The sequence below is a fragment of the Franconibacter helveticus LMG 23732 genome, assembly GCF_000463115.2.
In the GTDB taxonomy this organism is placed as follows: Bacteria; Pseudomonadota; Gammaproteobacteria; order Enterobacterales; family Enterobacteriaceae; genus Franconibacter; species Franconibacter helveticus.
In genome coordinates, this window is the sequence record NZ_AWFX01000011.1 from 255,199 (window position 1) to 274,134 (window position 18,936).

Consider the following 18,936-nt stretch of genomic DNA (forward strand, 5'->3'; position numbering starts at 1 on the left):
CACTTAACGATGTAAAAATGGGTTTACCCTTTATCGTTTGGATTGAGGGCCGCTGTCAACCGTTGTTGTACCTCTTGTTGCAGCACATTATTAAGGGCGCGCCGGTCCGCTGTCGCGATTATAAATAAATCTTCTACTCGCTCCCCGATTGTGGTGATTCTGGCGCCATGCAGCGAAATCCCAAGGTCGGCGAACACCTGGCCGACGCGGGCCAGAAGCCCTGGCTGGTCGAGGGCGATAAGCTCAAGAAACGACCGCCTTTCGGTATGCGTCGGCAGGAAATTGACTTCCGTTTCCACGGTAAAATGACGCAGTTTGGCTGGCTGTCGGCGCGGCTGCGGCGGCTGCCACGTCCGCTGAGTAATCGCCTGCTCAAGCCCATGGCGAATCGCTTCGTGCCGGTCGGCGGAAAGCGGGCTGCCGTCCGGCTCCAGCACGATGAAGGTATCCATCGCCATGCCGTCCCGGGTCGTGAAGATTTGCGCGTCGTGAACGCTTAAGTTACGCCGATCCAGTTCGGCGCAGACGGCGGCGAAAAGATAAGGGCGGTCCGGGCTCCAGATAAAAATTTCCGTGCCGCCGCGCGTGGCCTGCGGGCTTAATAAAATCAGCGGCTGGCTTAGGTCGTGTTTCAGCAGATGGCGGGCATGCCAGGCGAGCTGGTTTGGGCTATGGCGAACAAAGTAGTTGGCCCGGCAGCGCGCCCAGATATGATGCAGCGCCTCTTCGTTGATATTTTCCATGCGCAGCAGCGCCAGCGCCTGTACCTGATGGTGGCGCACCCGTTCGCGCATATCCGGTGTGTTCTGCATACCGCGGCGCAGCTGTTTTTCGGTCGCGAAGTAAAGCTCGCGCAGCAGGCTCTGCTTCCAGCTGTTCCAGAGCGTTTCGTTGGTGGCGCAAATGTCCGCCACCGTCAGGCAGACCAGGAAGCGCAGGCGGTTTTCCGTCTGCACCTCTTCGGCGAACTGCTTGATCACTTCCGGATCCTGGATATCACGCCTTTGGGCGGTGACCGACATCAGCAGGTGCTGGCGCACGAGCCAGGCGACCAGCTGCGTTTCCCGGGAGTTCAGACCGTGCAGCTCAGCGAATTTCAGTACGTCCTGCGCGCCGAGGATGGAATGGTCTCCGCCGCGCCCTTTGGCGATGTCATGGAACAAGGCGGCAATCAGAATAAGCTCGGGGTGCGACAGACGCGGCCACAAATCGACGCACAGCGGGTGTTTCGCACGCGTCTCTTCATGCGCAAAGCTTTCCAGCTTTTGCAACACGCGGATGGTGTGCTCGTCAACGGTATAGGCGTGGAAAAGGTCGAACTGCATCTGGCCGACGATATGCGACCACTGCGGCATATAGGCCCATAGCACGCTGTGACGGTGCATCGGCACCAGCCCGCGGCTGACTGCGCCTGGATGGCGCAGCATGGTTAAGAACAGCGAGCGCGCCTCCGGGATAAAGCACAATGGCTGTTTGAGGTGACGGCGGGCGTGGCGCAAATGCCGCAGGGTGGTGGAATAGATGCCGGTGATGTCCCGGTTGCGCACCATAGCGTAGAACATTCGTAGTATCGCCTGCGGCTCGCGGATGAAAAGCGTTTCGTCGCGCAGGTCGATAAGCGTGCCGCGCAGCTGGAAATCATCGTCCAGCGGACGGGGTTTTTCATCGGTGGAGAGCGCCAGTATCGCTTCGTCGAAGAGTTGCAGCAGCATCTGATTCAGCTCGCTTACCCGGCGGGTGACGCGATAAAAATCTTTCATCATCTGCTCGACCGGCTCGTTGCCTTCGCCCTGATAGTTCAGGCGCTGGGCGACGCTAAGCTGGCGATCGAACAGCAGACGGTTGTCATAGCGGTTCAGCTCCAGATGCAGGGCGAAGCGGATGCGCCACAACAAGTGCTGGCATTCATCAAGCTCGTTGCGCTCCGCTTCCGTCAGAAAGCCAAACCCCACCATCTCACGCAGCGACGTGGCGCCGAAGTGGCGGCGGGCGACCCATTGCAAGGTATGGATATCGCGCAGGCCGCCAGGGCTGCTTTTAATGTCCGGTTCAAGATTGTAACTGGTGCCATGGTAGCGCTGGTGGCGCTCGTGCTGCTCTTGCACTTTTGCCGGGAAAAACTTTTCAGAAGGCCAAAAGCCGTCGCTGAAAATGTGCTTTTGCAGTTCCAGAAACAGCGCGACGTCGCCAATCAGCAGCCGGGATTCAATGAGGTTAGTGGCGACGGTTAAATCGGAAAGCCCTTCAAGCAGGCACTCTTCAAGCGTGCGCACGCTGTGGCCCACTTCAAGCTTCACATCCCAGAGCAGGGTTAACAGCTCGCCCACTTTTTGCGCCTGCGCCTCGGTCAACCGCTTGCGGCTAAGCACCAGGAGATCGATATCCGAGAGCGGATGCAGCTCGCCGCGTCCGTAGCCGCCGACGGCGACCAGCGCCGCTTCTTCCACGTCGCCAAAGCCGTATTGCAGCCAGAGGCGCTGCAAAAGCTGGTCGATAAATTCCGTGCGCGCTTCAACGAGATCTTCAGCGCTGACGCCGCTGTCAAACGCGATGCCCAGCCAGCGCTGGAAGTCGTCAAGGCGCTGTTTTATCGCCGCGCAGTGTAAGGCTTCTTGCGGCCATGCGGCAGGGGAGGGTGGCACATCCGTCAAAGAGGCAAGAGCCGTGTTCGCATACTGCTCGGGTAAACTATTACTCATCATGCGCCGCCCATAAAAAAGCCGGCTAGCGCCGGCTTCTTATTAATCGTTATGCGAAATGATGTTGGGGATCGTGTCGTCCTTACGCAACGTCAAAATTTCGCAGCCGTTTTCCGTCACCACAATAGTATGCTCGTACTGAGCAGACAAGCTGCGGTCTTTGGTTTTCACCGTCCAGCCGTCTTTCATGGTGCGGATACGGTAATCGCCGGCGTTCACCATCGGCTCTACGGTAAAGGTCATGCCCGCTTGCAGCACCACGCCGCCATCATCTGCATCATAGTGCAGCACCTGCGGCTCTTCGTGGAAGCCGCGGCCAATGCCGTGGCCGCAATATTCGCGCACGACGGAAAACCCTTCCGCCTCAACAAATTTTTGGATGGCGGCGCCAAGGCTGCGCAGGCGAATGCCCGGTTTTACCATGCGCAACGCGACATAGAGACTTTCCTGCGTGATGCGGCACAGACGCTCGCCAAGAATAGTCGGCTTGCCGACGATAAACATTTTCGACGTGTCGCCATGATATTCATCTTTAATAACAGTCACATCGATGTTGACGATATCGCCGTCTTTTAAAATTTTGTCATCGTCCGGAATGCCGTGGCAAACCACTTCGTTGACGGAGATGCAAACAGATTTCGGGAAGCCGTGGTAGTTAAGGCTTGCTGAGATAGCGTGCTGATGTTGAGTGATGTAGTCGTGGCAGATACGGTCCAGCTCGCCGGTGCTGACGCCGGGCTTGACGTGCGCTTCGATCATCTCCAGCACCTCGGCGGCAAGCTTACCGGCGACGCGCATTTTTTCGATTTCTTCTGGGGTCTTAATTGAAATAGCCATATTCAGGTCCGCTGTTGCCGGATTCCCGACAAATAAGAGTGAAAGTGAAAACAATGTTATCAGGGCGCGGCCAGGGGTGCCAAATTGAGATTAATGAAGCGCAGGGGATATGAACAACTATTGGAGTTGAGGCCGGTTTTGTGATATAAAGCGCGCCGGACTTCTGTACCAAAAACAGGCGCAGAAGTTATTACTCTCACTTTGTGTAACAACACACACGTATCGGCACATATTCCGGGGTGCCCTTCGGGGTCGGCAATATGGGATACGTGGAGGCATAACCCCATACTTTTATATAGAGGTTTTAAACATGGCAACTGTTTCCATGCGCGATATGCTCAAGGCTGGTGTTCACTTTGGTCACCAGACCCGTTACTGGAACCCGAAAATGAAGCCGTTCATCTTCGGTGCGCGTAACAAAGTTCACATCATCAACCTTGAGAAAACCGTACCGATGTTCAACGAAGCCCTGGCTGAGCTGAGCAAAATTTCTTCCCGTAAAGGCAAGATCCTGTTCGTCGGTACCAAACGCGCTGCTAGCGAAGCGGTAAAAGAAGCGGCTCTGAGCTGCGATCAGTTCTTCGTGAACCATCGCTGGCTGGGCGGCATGCTGACCAACTGGAAAACCGTTCGTCAGTCCATCAAGCGTCTGAAAGACCTGGAAACTCAGTCTCAGGACGGCACTTTCGACAAGCTGACCAAGAAAGAAGCGCTGATGCGTACTCGTGAACTGGACAAGCTGGAAAACAGCCTGGGCGGTATCAAAGACATGGGCGGCCTGCCGGACGCACTGTTTGTTATCGACGCCGATCACGAACACATCGCTATCAAAGAAGCAAACAACCTGGGCATCCCGGTATTTGCTATCGTTGATACCAACTCCGATCCGGACGGCGTTGACTTCGTTATCCCGGGTAACGACGACGCAATCCGTGCTGTTAGCCTGTACCTGAACGCTGTTGCTGCAACCGTACGCGAAGGCCGTTCTCAGGACCTGGCTTCTCAGGCGGAAGAAAGCTTCGTAGAAGCTGAATAATAAGGTTCGCTCGTACTGAGCCCTTATTAACCAGGTAGTAACAAGTTTGGTTAGGGGGCCTGTCTTCAGGCCCCTTTTTTGTTTGAGTCTGGCTTGTCAGACACCGTTCAGGCACGCCAGGCCTATACCCGCCTGCATTTATGGTACGGCACAGACTGTAACCTGAAGCCGGTAGGGTATATCTCCCCAAATGAGATAACCGAGGATTATAGAATGGCTGAAATTACCGCTTCCCTGGTAAAAGAGCTGCGCGAACGTACTGGCGCTGGCATGATGGATTGCAAAAAAGCGCTGACTGAAGCCAATGGCGACATCGAGCTGGCAATCGAGAACATGCGTAAGTCTGGTGCGATTAAAGCTGCGAAAAAAGCAGGCAACGTAGCTGCTGACGGCGTGATCAAAACCAAAATCGAAGGCGACTACGGTGTGATTCTGGAAGTTAACTGCCAGACCGACTTCGTTGCTAAAGACGGCGGTTTCCAGGCGTTTGCTGACAAAGTGCTGAATGCCGCTGTTGCTGGCAAAATCACTGACGTTGAAGTGCTGAAAGCGCAGTTCGAAGAAGAGCGCGTGGCGCTGGTTGCGAAAATTGGTGAGAACATCAACATTCGCCGCGTTGCCGCCCTTGAAGGCGCGGAGCTTGGCAGCTACCTGCACGGCGCGCGCATCGGCGTTCTGATCTCCGCTAAAGGCGCTGACGAAGAGCTGATCAAGCAGCTGGCTATGCACGTTGCTGCAAGCAAGCCGGAATTCGTTAAGCCGGAAGACGTATCTGCTGAAGTGGTTGAGAAAGAGTACCAGGTTCAGCTGGACATCGCCATGCAGTCTGGCAAGCCGAAAGAAATCGCAGAGAAAATGGTTGAAGGCCGCATGAAGAAATTCACCGGCGAAGTTTCTCTGACCGGTCAGCCTTTCGTTGTTGATCCGAGCAAAACCGTTGGCCAGCTGCTGAAAGAGCACAACGCTGACGTTATCAACTTCATCCGCTTCGAAGTAGGTGAAGGCATCGAGAAAGTTGAGACTGACTTCGCAGCAGAAGTTGCTGCCATGTCTAAACAGTCTTAATGCTGTAAGCGAGCCGCCTGAGGGCGGCTCCTTTTTATCTGCCTTACAAATTCAGCCTGCTCTTATACAGCAAAGGCGCTAACGCGACGCAAGATGTCGCCAGTAATCATCCCATTCGTTGACAGTTCCAGGAAAGAAACATGGCTACCAATGCAAAACCCGTTTATAAACGCATTCTGCTCAAGCTGAGTGGCGAAGCGCTGCAAGGTGCAGAAGGCTTCGGTATTGATGCGAGCATACTGGATCGCATGGCGCAGGAAATTAAAGAACTGGTTGAACTGGGTATCCAGGTCGGGGTGGTCATCGGCGGCGGCAATTTGTTCCGCGGCGCAGGCCTTGCGAAAGCGGGTATGAATCGCGTTGTGGGCGACCACATGGGCATGCTTGCCACCGTGATGAACGGTCTGGCGATGCGCGACGCGCTTCACCGCGCCTATGTGAACGCTCGACTGATGTCCGCCATTCCGCTTAACGGCGTGTGCGACAACTACAGCTGGGCAGAGGCTATCAGTCTGCTGCGCAATAACCGCGTAGTGATCCTCTCTGCCGGCACGGGCAACCCGTTCTTCACCACCGACTCCGCAGCTTGCCTGCGCGGCATTGAAATTGAAGCCGACGTCGTGTTGAAAGCGACGAAAGTCGACGGCGTTTATTCCGCCGATCCGATGAAAGATCCGGCCGCTACGCTCTATGAGCAGCTGACGTATCAGGAAGTGCTCGAAAAAGAGCTGAAAGTCATGGATCTTGCCGCCTTTACCCTGGCGCGTGACCACAGCTTGCCGATCCGCGTGTTCAACATGAACAAGCCGGGCGCGCTGCGTCGCGTAGTGATGGGCGAAAAAGAAGGCACTTTGATCACGGATTAATTTCCGTGAGCCCGAAATACGGGTAAGATTCCGCTCTAAAAGTCGGTTTCGATGATGGGTAACGCCAGGTTGCCATGAATTAAACGGGTCTATACTTATCCTCACCGCGTATTACGCCGTGACGCGAACGTAGATGGCCTGCCTAAAACCAGTTTTCAAGGATTCGTAACGTGATTAGCGATATCAGAAAAGATGCCGAAGTGCGTATGGAAAAATGCGTTGAGGCTTTCAAAACTCAGATCAGCAAAATTCGTACTGGCCGCGCCTCTCCGAGCCTGCTGGACGGGATCGTCGTAGAATATTACGGCACCCCGACGCCGCTGCGCCAGCTTGCTAACGTAACGGTAGAAGATACCCGTACGCTGAAAATCAACGTCTTCGATCGTTCAATGGGTCCGGCTGTTGAAAAAGCGATTATGGCTTCCGATCTGGGTCTGAACCCAAGCTCTGCGGGCAGCGATATCCGCGTTCCGCTGCCGCCGCTGACGGAAGAGCGTCGTAAAGACCTTATCAAAGTTGTCCGTGGCGAGGCTGAACAGGCTCGCGTTGCCGTACGTAACGTACGCCGCGATGCTAACGATAAAGTTAAAGCGCTGCTGAAAGACAAAGAAATCAGTGAAGATGACGATCGTCGTTCCCAGGAAGACGTTCAGAAACTGACTGATGCTGCTATCAAAAAAGTGGATGCGGCTCTGGCCGATAAAGAAACTGAACTGATGCAGTTCTGATTTCTCGCTGATGGTAAATAACGCCGTACAGCAAAGCCGCGATCTGTGGTTTTGGCTGGCGGCGTTTTGCATTGGGCTGCGCGTCCGATGACGCGGATTTTCTCCTTCCCCTGTTGAGCGTCTCATGAAGCATTTGACCATTCTCGGCTCTACCGGCTCCATTGGTGGCAGTACCCTTGATGTTGTTCGTCATAATCCAGACTCCTTTACCGTAACCGCGCTGGTCGCCGGCAAAAACGTGGCGCGCATGATTGAGGATTGTCTGGAATTTCATCCTCGCTACGCTGTGATGGAAGATGAGGCAAGCGCCAGTGCGGTACGACACGCGCTTCGCGAGCAGGGGAGCCGCACCGAGGTGCTGTCGGGGCGTCAGGCCGCCTGTGAAATGGCCTCGCTTGATGAGGTAGATCAAGTCATGGCGGCCATTGTAGGCGCGGCGGGGTTACTGCCGACGCTTGCAGCTATCGGCGCGGGGAAGACGGTTTTACTGGCTAATAAAGAGTCGCTTGTGACCTGCGGCCGTCTTTTTATGGACGCGGTTAAGCAAAACGGCGCTCAACTGTTGCCTGTTGATAGCGAGCATAACGCGATTTTTCAGAGTTTACCGGGAACAATTCAACATAACCTGGGGTACGCTAAGTTAGAAGATAATGGCGTTTCGTCAATTATCCTCACAGGGTCTGGTGGCCCGTTTCGGGAAACGGCATTGACTGAGCTTGCGGGTATGACACCCGATCAAGCCTGCCGTCATCCGAACTGGTCAATGGGGCGTAAAATCTCCGTTGATTCCGCCACCATGATGAATAAAGGTCTGGAATATATTGAAGCCCGTTGGCTGTTCAACGCTCGCGCCGACCAGATGGAGGTGCTTATCCATCCGCAGTCGGTGATCCACTCGATGGTGCGTTACACCGATGGCAGCGTACTGGCGCAATTAGGCGAACCGGATATGCGCACCCCCATCGCGCATACGATGGCATGGCCTTCGCGAGTCCGCTCCGGCGTAAATCCGCTTGATTTTCGCACTATCGGAACATTGAGTTTTTGCGAGCCAGACTACCAGCGTTACCCCTGCCTGAAACTGGCTATAGACGCCTTTGAACAAGGGCAGGCGGCAACGACGGCGTTGAACGCGGCGAATGAGATCACGGTGGCGGCTTTCCTGGCGCACTCGATACGCTTTATTGATATCGCCGCGCTTAACCAGGCCGTTCTTGATGAGATGGATCTCCACGAACCGGAAAGCGTGGAGCAGGTGTTGCAGGTTGATGCAAAAGCACGTGAAGCAGCGAACAAACTCGTGACTCGCTTCGCAAGCTGATGATCATTTACACAGGGGCAGCGACGTTATTTGTTAGCGTTGTGCTTCAGTGATATAGTCTGCGCCACCTGATCGCAGGTGAATGTGCCATTCCGGTCGGGTCAGCCGTGTTTGTCACGGCTTTTTTGTGTATACGAGGCTTCAAGATTCCTGAGCACCGCTTAATCCTTATCAGGGAATAAATACGCGTTATGTTGTCTGCTAATCAACCCTTAAGCGAGAGCTTTCCCGCGCATGGCGCGCGCCATGTTGCCATTATTATGGACGGCAATGGTCGCTGGGCGAAAAGACAAGGGAAAATCCGAGCCTTTGGTCACAAAGCGGGAGCGAAATCCGTTCGCCGCGCGGTTTCTTTTGCGGCGAATAATGGTATTGACGCTCTGACGCTCTATGCTTTCAGCAGCGAAAACTGGAATCGACCAGCGCAGGAAGTGAGCGCGCTGATGGAACTGTTTGTCTGGGCGCTGGATAGCGAAGTAAAAAGCTTGCATCGCCACAATGTGCGCTTGCGCGTTATTGGCGATATTAGCCGTTTTAATACCCGACTACAGGACCGTATCCACAAGGCCGAAGCGTTAACCAGCCAGAACACCGGTTTAACGCTGAATATCGCCGCCAACTATGGCGGGCGTTGGGATATTATCCAGGGAGTCAGACGCCTGGCTGAACAGGTTCAGGAAGGGCAACTGCACCCTGATCAAATTGATGAAGAGCTGCTTAATCAGCAGGTCTGCATGCATGAACTGGCTCCCGTGGATTTAGTAATTAGGACAGGCGGAGAGCATCGAATCAGTAACTTTTTGCTGTGGCAAATCGCTTATGCTGAGCTTTATTTTACCGATGTTCTCTGGCCTGATTTCGATGAACAAGACTTTGAAGGTGCATTGAATGCCTTTGCCAATCGCGAACGTCGTTTTGGCGGTACTGCACCAGGTGGCATTGATGCCTGATGGGGGTAGCTTTTGCTGAAGTATCGCCTGCTTTCTGCGTTTGTATTAATACCTGTTGTTATCGCCGCGCTATTCTGGCTGCCGCCGATGGGCTTCGCTATCGCGACTCTTGTAGTTTGCATGTTAGCAGCCTGGGAATGGGGCCAACTGTGCGGCTTATCTTCACACGTGCAACGGGTTGGACTGGCGGTGCTTTGCGGCTTGCTGCTCGCGCTCATGTTGTTCATTTTGCCGGACTCTCAACACACTGTTGAATTACCCATGGTGCGAATAGCGCTATGGGCCTCGCTTGTGTGGTGGTGTGCGGCATTGATATTGGTGCTGTTTTACCCGGCTTCCGCCAATTTTTGGCGTCGTTCGCGCCTGTTGCGCCTGATTTTTGGCGTTTTGACTATCGTTCCTTTTTTCTGGGGAATGGTAGCGCTGCGTTCCTGGCATTATGAATCAAGCCAGTACAGCGGGTCTCTCTGGCTGCTTTACGTCATGTTCCTGGTATGGGGCGCAGACTCCGGCGCGTATGTTTTCGGAAAAATGTTTGGTAAACATAAGCTTGCGCCAAAAGTTTCTCCGGGCAAAACCTGGCAGGGTTTTATCGGCGGGTTATTGACCTCGGCTGTTATCGCCTGGCTGTTCGGCGTTTGGGCTGATTTGAACGTTACGCCTGGCGTTCTGCTGGCTTGTTCGATTGTCGCCGCGCTCGCTTCGGTACTTGGCGACTTAACGGAAAGCATGTTCAAGCGCGAAGCGGGGATTAAAGACAGCGGCCACTTGATTCCCGGCCACGGCGGTGTTCTGGATCGCATTGATAGCCTGACGGCGGCTGTGCCTGTCTTTGCATGTTTGCTGCTGTTAGTCTTCAGGATCCTCTGACGGAAATCTTTATGTTGAGCTTACTCTGGAATCTGGCGGCGTTTATCGTTGCACTGGGCGTCCTTATCACCGTGCATGAATTTGGCCATTTCTGGGTAGCCCGAAAATGTGGCGTACGGGTCGAGCGTTTCTCCATTGGTTTTGGTAAAGCGCTCTGGCGTCGTACCGATCGTCAGGGCACGGAATATGTCATCGCTCTGATCCCGCTTGGCGGCTATGTCAAAATGCTTGATGAACGCGTTGAACCGGTTATGCCGGAGATACGTCACCAGGCTTTTAATAATAAAACTGTCGCTCAGCGCGCCGCTATTATTGCGGCAGGCCCGATAGCCAATTTCCTCTTTGCCGTTTTCGCCTACTGGCTCGTTTTTGTTATTGGCATCCCCAGTTTTAAACCCGTAATTGGCGAAATAACGCCCAACTCCATCGCCGCGCAGGCACAAATCGCTCCGGGCACGGAACTAAAAGCTATTGATGGCATCGAAACGCCAGATTGGGACGCCGTTCGCCTGGCGCTGGTCGCCAAAATTGGCGACGAAAGCACAACGCTAAGCGTTGCGCCTTTCGGCAGCGATGCGCGTACAGAAAAAACGCTTGATTTGCGTAACTGGCAGTTTGAACCAGATAAGGAAGACCCGGTATCATCGCTTGGCATACATCCGCGCGTTCCGAAAATAGAACCGGTGCTCGCAGAGGTGCAGCCCCAGTCGGCAGCCAGTAAAGCGGGTTTGCAAGCCGGGGACAGGATCGTTAAAGTCGAAGGGCAGCCGCTGACAGAGTGGATGACATTTGTCACCCTGGTGCGGGATAACCCCTCGCGGCCGCTCTCGATTGAGATAGAAAGACAGGGGATCCCCTTGTCTTTAACGCTGATACCGGATACAAAACCCGGTAATGAAAAGGCTGAGGGATTCGCAGGCGTCGTGCCGACGATAACCTCACTGCCTGATGAATACAAAACAGTGCGCCAGTATGGGCCATTCGCGGCTATCGCTGAGGCTACGGACAAAACGTGGCAACTGATGAAGCTGACCGTGACCATGCTGGGAAAATTGATAACCGGTGACGTTAAACTGAATAACCTCAGTGGGCCTATCTCCATCGCCCAGGGGGCAGGGATGTCGGCGGAGTATGGGTTGGTTTATTACCTGATGTTCCTTGCGCTGATAAGCGTGAACTTAGGGATTATCAACCTGTTCCCGCTGCCCGTGCTTGACGGGGGACACCTGCTTTTCCTGGCGATAGAAAAGCTTAAAGGCGGGCCGGTTTCCGAGCGGGTTCAAGACTTTAGTTATCGCATTGGCTCGATTTTGCTGGTGTTGTTAATGGGGCTTGCACTTTTCAATGATTTCTCTCGGTTATAAAGAGAGCCAGGTTAGGAAGAACGCATAACAACGATGGCGATGAAAAAGTTGCTCATAGCGTCGCTGCTGTTCAGCAGCGCCACCGTATACGGTGCAGACGGGTTCGTGGTGAAGGACATTCATTTCGAAGGCCTGCAGCGAGTCGCCGTTGGTGCGGCCCTCCTCAGTATGCCAGTTCGTCCAGGCGATACGGTTAACGACGAGGATATCAGTAATACGATCCGCGCTCTTTTTGCCACCGGCAACTTTGAGGACGTGAGAGTATTGCGCGACGGCGATAACCTGTTGGTACAGGTTAAAGAACGCCCGACAATTGCCAGCATTACTTTCTCCGGTAACAAGTCGGTGAAAGACGACATGCTTAAGCAAAACCTTGAAGCTTCCGGCGTTCGGGTTGGGGAGTCGCTTGACCGCACAACGCTGGCTGATATCGAAAAAGGTCTGGAAGATTTTTACTACAGCGTAGGTAAATACAGCGCCAGCGTAAAAGCTGTCGTGACGCCGCTGCCGCGTAACCGCGTCGACCTGAAACTCGTTTTCCAGGAAGGGGTTTCGGCCAAAATCCAACAGATTAACATCGTCGGCAACCATGCTTTCAGCACAGAAGAGCTGATTTCTAATTTCCAGCTGCGTGACGAAGTGCCGTGGTGGAACGTGGTAGGCGATCGCAAATACCAGAAGCAGAAATTACAGGGCGACCTCGAAACGCTGCGCAGCTACTATCTGGATCGCGGTTACGCACGTTTCAATATCGACTCCACGCAGGTAAGCCTGACGCCGGATAAAAAAGGCATCTACATCACCGTAAACGTGACCGAAGGCGATCAGTACAAGATTGCTGGCGTTGAGGTGAACGGTAACCTTGCTGGTCACTCTGCTGAAATTGAAAGCCTGACCAAAATGGAGCCGGGCGAACTTTATAACGGCACGAAAGTGACCAAAATGGAAGACGACATCAAGAAGCTGTTGGGTCGTTATGGTTACGCATATCCGCGCGTACAAACGCAACCGGAAATCAACGATGCGGATAAGACGGTGAAACTGCATGTGAATGTGGATTCCGGCAACCGCTTCTATGTGCGTAAAATCCGTTTTGAAGGCAACGACACCTCTAAAGACGCCGTACTGCGCCGTGAAATGCGTCAGATGGAAGGGGCCTGGCTTGGCAGCAACCTGGTTGACCAGGGTAAAGAGCGTCTCAACCGCCTTGGCTACTTTGAAACCGTAGACGTTGACACCCAGCGCGTTCCTGGCAGCCCGGATCAGGTCGATGTGGTTTACAAAGTCAAAGAACGCAATACCGGTAGCTTCAACTTCGGCGTTGGCTATGGTACGGAAAGCGGCGTCAGCTTCCAGGTGGGCGTTCAGCAGGATAACTGGTTAGGCACCGGTTACTCTGTCGGCATTAACGGCACCAAAAACGACTACCAGACTTATTCTGAACTTTCAGTCACCAACCCTTACTTTACGGTTGATGGTGTAAGCCTCGGCGGACGTATTTTCTATAACGACTTCCAGGCGGATGACGCGGACCTCTCCTCTTATACCAACAAAAGTTATGGTTTGGACGGGACGCTGGGCTTCCCGATCAACGAATACAATACGTTGCGTTTGGGCTTAGGCTACGTGCATAACGACCTTTCCAACATGCAGCCGCAAGTGTCCATGTGGCGCTATCTGGATTCTATCGGTCAGAACACCTCCACATCTTCAGATGACAACGGCTTCTCGGCCGATGATTTCACGCTGAACTATGGCTGGACTTACAACAAGCTTGACCGCGGTTTCTTCCCGACAGAAGGCTCACGCGTTAGCCTGAACGGTAAAGTCACGATCCCGGGCTCTGATAACGAGTTCTACAAAGTGACTCTCGATACCGCCTCTTATTTCCCGATCGATGAAGATCATAAGTGGGTGGTGCTGGGACGTACCCGTTGGGGCTATGGTGACGGTTTAGGCGGCAAAGAAATGCCGTTCTATGAAAACTTCTATGCTGGCGGCTCCAGCACTGTGCGTGGCTTCCAGTCTAACAACATTGGTCCGAAAGCGGTCTACTACGGTGGCCCGGGCCTGGATAACTGCGATACTACCGACACCAGCCGGGTATGTGATTCCGATGACGCTGTCGGCGGTAATGCGATGGGCGTAGCAAGCCTTGAGTTTATTACTCCTACGCCGTTCCTGAGCGAGAAGTACGCTAACTCAGTACGCACCTCACTGTTCGTTGACGCAGGTTCAGTCTGGGATACCAACTGGGAAAACACGGCGGCCATGCGTGCGGCGGGCGTTCCGGATTACAGCGATCCGAGCAATATCCGTATGTCTGCTGGTTTAGCTTTACAATGGATGTCCCCATTGGGACCGCTGGTGTTCTCCTATGCCCAGCCGTTTAAGAAATACGATGGAGACAAAGCAGAGCAGTTCCAGTTTAACATCGGTAAGACCTGGTAACTGTTCGCAGCAAAGGAATGCATGTGCAGTGTAGCGATGATATCTGGCGAGTCTTTACTCGCCAGAGCCACGCAAATAGAGGTGCCTTCGGGCACAAATGGGATGGTAAGGAGTTTATTGTGAAAAAGTGGTTAATTGCTGCTGGTCTCGGTCTGACAATGGCGGCTTCTGCTCAAGCTGCGGATAAAGTAGCTGTTGTTAACATGGGAAGCCTGTTTCAGCAGGTTGCTCAGAAGACTGGCGTTTCCAAAACGCTGGAAAATGAGTTTAAAGGCCGCGCAAGCGAACTGCAGCGCATGGAAACAGACCTGCAATCCAAAATGCAACGTCTGCAGCGCGACGGCTCTACAATGAAAGCCAGCGACCGCAGCAAACTGGAAAAAGACGTGATGTCAGGTCGTCAGGACTTCTCCAGCAAAGCGCAGCAGTTCGAACAGGATCGTGCTCGTCGTTCTAATGAAGAACGCGGCAAACTGGTTACCCGTATCCAGAGCGCAGTGAAGAGCGTTGCTGCCGATCAGGACATCGATCTGGTGCTGGACGCTAACACCGTTGCTTATGCAGGCAGCGATGTTAAAGACATCACCGCTGATGTACTGAAACAGGTTAAATAAGTAATGCCTTCAATTCGACTGGCTGATTTAGCCCGGCAGTTGGATGCGGAATTACACGGTGATGGCGATATTGCCATCACCGGTGTGGCGTCCATGCAGTCTGCAAAAGCCGGACAAATTACTTTCATGGTAAATCCTCGTTACCGTGAGCACCTGGCCGCTTGCCAGGCCTCTGCCGTCGTTATGACGCAGGATGACCTTCCCTTTGCCAAAAGCGCGGCGCTGGTAGTAAAAAATCCCTACCTCACTTACGCCCGTATGGCTCAAATTCTGGATACCACGCCGCAGCCAGCTCAGAATATCGCGCCCAGCGCGGTAATTGATGCAAGCGCACGGTTGGGTGAAAACGTAGCCGTTGGCGCCAATGCGGTTATCGAGTCAGGCGTCGAGTTGGGCGATAACGTCGTTATCGGCGCAGGCTGCTTTGTTGGAAAAAATACCAAAATCGGTGCCGGCACGCGTCTTTGGGCGAATGTGACCATTTATCATGAGATTGAAATCGGCGAACAGTGCCTGATTCAGTCCAGCACGGTGATCGGCGCAGACGGTTTTGGTTACGCGAACGATCGTGGCAATTGGGTGAAGATCCCGCAGTTAGGCCGCGTTATTATTGGCGATCGCGTCGAGATCGGCGCTTGTACCACCATTGACCGCGGCGCGCTGGATGACACGATTATCGGCAACGGCGTGATCATTGATAATCAGTGCCAGATTGCACATAACGTCGTGATTGGCGACAATACGGCGGTTGCAGGTGGCGTCATCATGGCAGGCAGCCTGAAAATCGGCCGTTACTGCATGATTGGCGGTGCCAGCGTTATCAACGGGCATATGGAAATCTGCGATAAGGTCACAGTGACAGGAATGGGCATGGTTATGCGTCCCATCACTGAACCTGGCGTGTATTCTTCAGGTATCCCGCTGCAACCGAACAAAGTGTGGCGTAAAACCGCAGCGCTGGTGATGAATATTGATGATATGAGCAAGCGCTTAAAAGCGGTTGAGCGTAAAGTTAATCAACAAGACTAAATCATCTGCATTACGCTTTTGCGCATACCAGATTCGCGGCCTGCCAGCGATCAAACGATCGCCGCAGGCCGTGTTATTATTGCCTTTTCAGTATATTTAGACAGGAAGAGTATTTTGACTACTGACACTCATACTCTGCACATTGAAGAGATTTTAGAACTGCTGCCGCACCGCTACCCGTTTTTGCTGGTAGATCGCGTACTGGACTTCGAAGAAGGCCGTTTTCTGCGCGCGGTGAAAAATGTCTCTGTCAATGAGCCGTTTTTCCAGGGCCACTTCCCTGGTAAGCCGATTTTTCCGGGTGTTTTGATTTTAGAAGCGATGGCGCAAGCCACCGGGATTCTGGCGTTTAAAAGCGTAGGCAAGCTGGAGCCGGGTGAACTTTACTATTTCGCTGGTATAGATGAAGCGCGCTTTAAGCGTCCTGTTGTGCCAGGTGATCAGATGGTGATGGAAGTCACCTTTGAAAAAACCCGCCGTGGCCTGACCCGCTTTAAGGGCGTGGCGATGGTCGACGGCAAAGTGGTTTGCGAAGCTACCATGATGTGTGCGCGCAGCCGGGAGGCCTGATACGTGATTGATAAATCCGCCTTTATTCATCCCACCGCCATTGTAGAAGAAGGCGCCGTGATTGGCGCTAATGTCCACATTGGCCCGTTTTGTATTGTCGGTCCGGATGTTGAGATCGGTGAAGGAACGGTGCTGAAATCTCATGTCGTCGTGAATGGTCATACTAAAATCGGCCGCGATAACGAGATTTATCAGTTCGCATCCATTGGGGAAGTAAACCAGGATCTGAAATATGCTGGCGAACCTACCCGCGTGGAAATCGGCGATCGCAACCGCATTCGCGAGAGCGTGACGATTCATCGAGGAACCGTACAAGGCGGTGGCTTGACGAAGGTGGGCAGCGATAACCTGCTGATGATCAACGCGCACGTCGCGCATGATTGTACGGTAGGTAGCCGCTGCATCCTGGCTAACAACGCAACGTTAGCCGGTCACGTATCGGTGGACGACTTCGCCATTATTGGCGGCATGACTGCTGTTCATCAGTTCTGCATCATTGGTGCGCACGTGATGGTTGGCGGCTGCTCCGGCGTGGCGCAAGATGTACCGCCTTATGTTATCGCACAGGGCAACCACGCGACGCCGTTTGGCGTCAACCTCGAAGGCTTAAAGCGTCGCGGCTTTAGCAAAGAGGCGCTGCACGCTATTCGTAATGCCTACAAGCTGCTTTATCGCAGTGGTAAAACGCTGGATGAAGTGAAGCCGGAGATTGCCGAGCTGGCGGCGCAGCATCCTGAAGTCCAGGCATTCTCGGATTTCTTCGAGCGTTCTACTCGCGGTTTGATTCGTTAATGAGCGCAGCGCGTCCACTTACGATTGCCCTGGTCGCCGGAGAAACCTCCGGCGATATTCTTGGTGCCGGCCTCATTCGCGCTTTGAAAGCAAAAATGCCCGACGCTCGCTTTGTCGGTGTGGCTGGCCCGCGCATGCAAGAACAAGGGTGTGAAGCCTGGTACGACATGGAAGAGCTTGCGGTAATGGGTATTGTGGAGGTGCTGGGCCGTTTGCGCCGGCTACTGCATATTCGCGCCGACCTCACGCGACGTTTCACCGAGCTGAAGCCGGATGTTTTTGTCGGCATCGACGCGCCAGACTTCAACATCACGCTTGAAGGCAACCTCAAGAAGCAAGGCATTCGCACCATTCATTATGTCAGCCCTTCCGTCTGGGCCTGGCGACAAAAACGCGTTTTCAAAATCGGCAGAGCCACCGATCTGGTGCTGGCGTTTCTGCCTTTCGAAAAAGCGTTTTACGACAGATTTAACGTACCGTGCCGCTTTATCGGTCACACCATGGCGGATGCAATGCCGCTCGACCCGGATAAAAATGCGGCGCGAGAGACATTAGGCATTGCCCGAGAAGCCCGCTGTCTTGCGCTTCTCCCCGGCAGCCGCAGCGCCGAAGTGGAAATGCTCAGCGCCGATTTTCTGAAAACCGCGCAGCTGCTGCGCAAGGTTTATCCGGAACTGGAAGTGGTGGTGCCGCTGGTAAACGCAAAGCGACGCGAGCAGTTTGAGCGGATTAAAGCGGAAGTTGCGCCAGATTTACCGGCGCATCTGCTGGACGGTCACGCGCGTGAAGCGATGATAGCGAGCGACGCCGCGCTGCTTGCTTCCGGCACTGCCGCGCTGGAGTGCATGCTGGCCAAGTGCCCGATGGTTGTCGGGTATCGCATGAAGCCCTTTACCTTCTGGCTGGCGAAGCGGCTGGTAAAAACGGAATTTGTCTCCCTGCCGAACTTACTGGCGGGAAGAGAGCTGGTTAAAGAGCTGTTGCAGGAAGAGTGCGAGCCGCAAAAACTTGCCGCTGCGCTGCAACCGCTGCTGGCAGATGGCAAACAGAGCCATGAAATGCACGACACTTTCCGAAAACTGCACGAGCAGATCCGCTGTAACGCTGATGAGCAGGCAGCGCTCGCCGTGCTGGAGCTTGCACGATGATGGAATTTATCTACCCGCATACGCAGCTGGTGGCGGGCGTGGATGAAGTCGGGCGCGGCCCGCTGGTTGGCGCCGTGGTGACTGCGGCGGTGATTCTGGATCCGGCCCGTCCTGTAGTCGGCCTGGCCGACTCCAAAAAACTTTCCGAAAAACGCCGCCTGGCGCTTTTTGATGAGATCCGTGAAAAGGCGCTGGCCTGGAGCATCGGTCGCGCCGAGCCGCATGAAATCGATGAACTGAATATTCTGCACGCCACTATGCTCGCCATGCAGCGCGCCGTGGCCGGACTCGCTATCGTACCGGAATATGTATTAATTGACGGCAATCGCTGTCCGAAACTGCCAGTTCCTGCGATGGCTGTCGTAAAAGGCGACAGCAGGGTTGCAGAAATCAGCGCCGCGTCGATACTTGCCAAAGTCACGCGCGATGCGGAAATGGCTGAGCTGGATCTAAGCTTTCCTCAATATGGTTTCGCCCAACATAAGGGCTATCCTACCGCTTTCCATCTTGAACGGCTGGCTGAGCATGGCGCGACGATACATCACCGGCGCAGTTTCGCACCGGTTAAGCGCGCGCTGGGCCTGACGTCTTAAGAT

17 protein-coding genes are annotated in these 18,936 nt (G+C 54.0%); 15 read left to right on the forward strand and 2 right to left on the reverse strand.

The genetic code is table 11. The features are described 5' to 3' along the window. Positions 1–23 precede the first annotated feature (23 nt). A complete protein-coding gene (glnD, locus tag DW56_RS05245) occupies positions 24–2,699 on the reverse strand; it encodes a bifunctional uridylyltransferase/uridylyl-removing protein GlnD (RefSeq protein WP_024552943.1) in 2,676 nt (891 codons plus the stop codon). Positions 2,700–2,741: 42 nt separating this feature from the next. Further along, the gene (gene map / locus DW56_RS05250; RefSeq protein WP_024552944.1) at positions 2,742–3,536 is read right to left on the reverse strand and encodes a type I methionyl aminopeptidase; all 795 of its coding nucleotides are present in this window, start codon (positions 3,534–3,536) and stop codon (positions 2,742–2,744) included. Positions 3,537–3,846: 310 nt separating this feature from the next. Here map and rpsB point away from each other — a divergent pair, with 310 nt between their 5' ends. The 15 genes from rpsB (at position 3,847) to rnhB (ending at position 18,933) form a co-directional block, all read left to right on the forward strand. After that, positions 3,847–4,572, forward strand: coding sequence for a 30S ribosomal protein S2 (rpsB, locus tag DW56_RS05255; RefSeq protein ID WP_024552945.1), 726 nt, complete (start codon positions 3,847–3,849; stop codon positions 4,570–4,572). Between the two features lie 213 nt (positions 4,573–4,785). After that, positions 4,786–5,637 carry a translation elongation factor Ts gene (gene tsf / locus DW56_RS05260; protein ID WP_024552946.1) on the forward strand — a complete coding sequence of 284 codons (852 nt, stop codon included), beginning with the start codon at positions 4,786–4,788 and terminating at the stop codon, positions 5,635–5,637. Positions 5,638–5,777: 140 nt separating this feature from the next. After that, positions 5,778–6,503, forward strand: a complete 726-nt coding sequence (gene pyrH, locus DW56_RS05265; protein WP_029697223.1) for a UMP kinase — start codon at positions 5,778–5,780, stop codon at positions 6,501–6,503. 170 nt (positions 6,504–6,673) lie between these two features. After that, positions 6,674–7,231, forward strand: a complete 558-nt coding sequence (frr, locus tag DW56_RS05270; RefSeq protein WP_024552948.1) for a ribosome recycling factor — start codon at positions 6,674–6,676, stop codon at positions 7,229–7,231. Positions 7,232–7,355: 124 nt separating this feature from the next. Then, positions 7,356–8,552, forward strand: a complete 1,197-nt coding sequence (gene ispC, locus DW56_RS05275; RefSeq protein ID WP_024552949.1) for a 1-deoxy-D-xylulose-5-phosphate reductoisomerase — start codon at positions 7,356–7,358, stop codon at positions 8,550–8,552. Positions 8,553–8,743: 191 nt separating this feature from the next. Beyond that, on the forward strand, positions 8,744–9,502 hold the full coding sequence (gene ispU, locus DW56_RS05280; protein ID WP_024552950.1) for a (2E,6E)-farnesyl-diphosphate-specific ditrans,polycis-undecaprenyl-diphosphate synthase: 759 nt from the start codon (positions 8,744–8,746) through the stop codon (positions 9,500–9,502). A gap of 12 nt (positions 9,503–9,514) precedes the next feature. Further along, positions 9,515–10,372: a phosphatidate cytidylyltransferase gene (gene cdsA / locus DW56_RS05285; RefSeq protein WP_035889532.1), complete on the forward strand. Its 858-nt coding sequence runs from the start codon at positions 9,515–9,517 to the stop codon at positions 10,370–10,372. A gap of 11 nt (positions 10,373–10,383) precedes the next feature. After that, positions 10,384–11,736, forward strand: coding sequence for a sigma E protease regulator RseP (gene rseP, locus DW56_RS05290; protein WP_024552952.1), 1,353 nt, complete (start codon positions 10,384–10,386; stop codon positions 11,734–11,736). Positions 11,737–11,769: 33 nt separating this feature from the next. Next, the gene (gene bamA, locus DW56_RS05295; protein ID WP_024552953.1) at positions 11,770–14,187 is read left to right on the forward strand and encodes an outer membrane protein assembly factor BamA; all 2,418 of its coding nucleotides are present in this window, start codon (positions 11,770–11,772) and stop codon (positions 14,185–14,187) included. 119 nt (positions 14,188–14,306) lie between these two features. Next, complete coding sequence (gene skp / locus DW56_RS05300) at positions 14,307–14,801, forward strand: molecular chaperone Skp (RefSeq protein ID WP_024552954.1); 495 nt, start codon at positions 14,307–14,309, stop codon at positions 14,799–14,801. A gap of 3 nt (positions 14,802–14,804) precedes the next feature. Next, positions 14,805–15,830, forward strand: coding sequence for a UDP-3-O-(3-hydroxymyristoyl)glucosamine N-acyltransferase (gene lpxD / locus DW56_RS05305; protein ID WP_024552955.1), 1,026 nt, complete (start codon positions 14,805–14,807; stop codon positions 15,828–15,830). Positions 15,831–15,944: 114 nt separating this feature from the next. Beyond that, a complete protein-coding gene (gene fabZ, locus DW56_RS05310) occupies positions 15,945–16,400 on the forward strand; it encodes a 3-hydroxyacyl-ACP dehydratase FabZ (RefSeq protein ID WP_024552956.1) in 456 nt (151 codons plus the stop codon). 3 nt (positions 16,401–16,403) lie between these two features. Further along, a complete protein-coding gene (gene lpxA / locus DW56_RS05315) occupies positions 16,404–17,192 on the forward strand; it encodes an acyl-ACP--UDP-N-acetylglucosamine O-acyltransferase (RefSeq protein WP_024552957.1) in 789 nt (262 codons plus the stop codon). Continuing rightward, positions 17,192–18,340 carry a lipid-A-disaccharide synthase gene (gene lpxB / locus DW56_RS05320; protein WP_024552958.1) on the forward strand — a complete coding sequence of 383 codons (1,149 nt, stop codon included), beginning with the start codon at positions 17,192–17,194 and terminating at the stop codon, positions 18,338–18,340. Before lpxA ends, lpxB begins: the two co-directional genes overlap by 1 nt. Continuing rightward, positions 18,337–18,933: a ribonuclease HII gene (gene rnhB, locus DW56_RS05325; RefSeq protein ID WP_024552959.1), complete on the forward strand. Its 597-nt coding sequence runs from the start codon at positions 18,337–18,339 to the stop codon at positions 18,931–18,933. Before lpxB ends, rnhB begins: the two co-directional genes overlap by 4 nt. Positions 18,934–18,936 lie beyond the last annotated feature (3 nt).

Coding starts and splice junctions, on each gene's coding strand:
- lpxB (WP_024552958.1), top strand. CDS start 17,192: ATGAGCGCAGCGCGTCCACTTACGATTGCCCTGGTCGCCGGAGAAACC.
- lpxD (WP_024552955.1), top strand. CDS start 14,805: ATGCCTTCAATTCGACTGGCTGATTTAGCCCGGCAGTTGGATGCGGAA.
- map (WP_024552944.1), bottom strand. CDS start 3,536: ATGGCTATTTCAATTAAGACCCCAGAAGAAATCGAAAAAATGCGCGTC.
- rseP (WP_024552952.1), top strand. CDS start 10,384: ATGTTGAGCTTACTCTGGAATCTGGCGGCGTTTATCGTTGCACTGGGC.
- rpsB (WP_024552945.1), top strand. CDS start 3,847: ATGGCAACTGTTTCCATGCGCGATATGCTCAAGGCTGGTGTTCACTTT.
- ispU (WP_024552950.1), top strand. CDS start 8,744: ATGTTGTCTGCTAATCAACCCTTAAGCGAGAGCTTTCCCGCGCATGGC.
- rnhB (WP_024552959.1), top strand. CDS start 18,337: ATGATGGAATTTATCTACCCGCATACGCAGCTGGTGGCGGGCGTGGAT.
- tsf (WP_024552946.1), top strand. CDS start 4,786: ATGGCTGAAATTACCGCTTCCCTGGTAAAAGAGCTGCGCGAACGTACT.
- pyrH (WP_029697223.1), top strand. CDS start 5,778: ATGGCTACCAATGCAAAACCCGTTTATAAACGCATTCTGCTCAAGCTG.
- glnD (WP_024552943.1), bottom strand. CDS start 2,699: ATGAGTAATAGTTTACCCGAGCAGTATGCGAACACGGCTCTTGCCTCT.
- bamA (WP_024552953.1), top strand. CDS start 11,770: ATGGCGATGAAAAAGTTGCTCATAGCGTCGCTGCTGTTCAGCAGCGCC.
- ispC (WP_024552949.1), top strand. CDS start 7,356: ATGAAGCATTTGACCATTCTCGGCTCTACCGGCTCCATTGGTGGCAGT.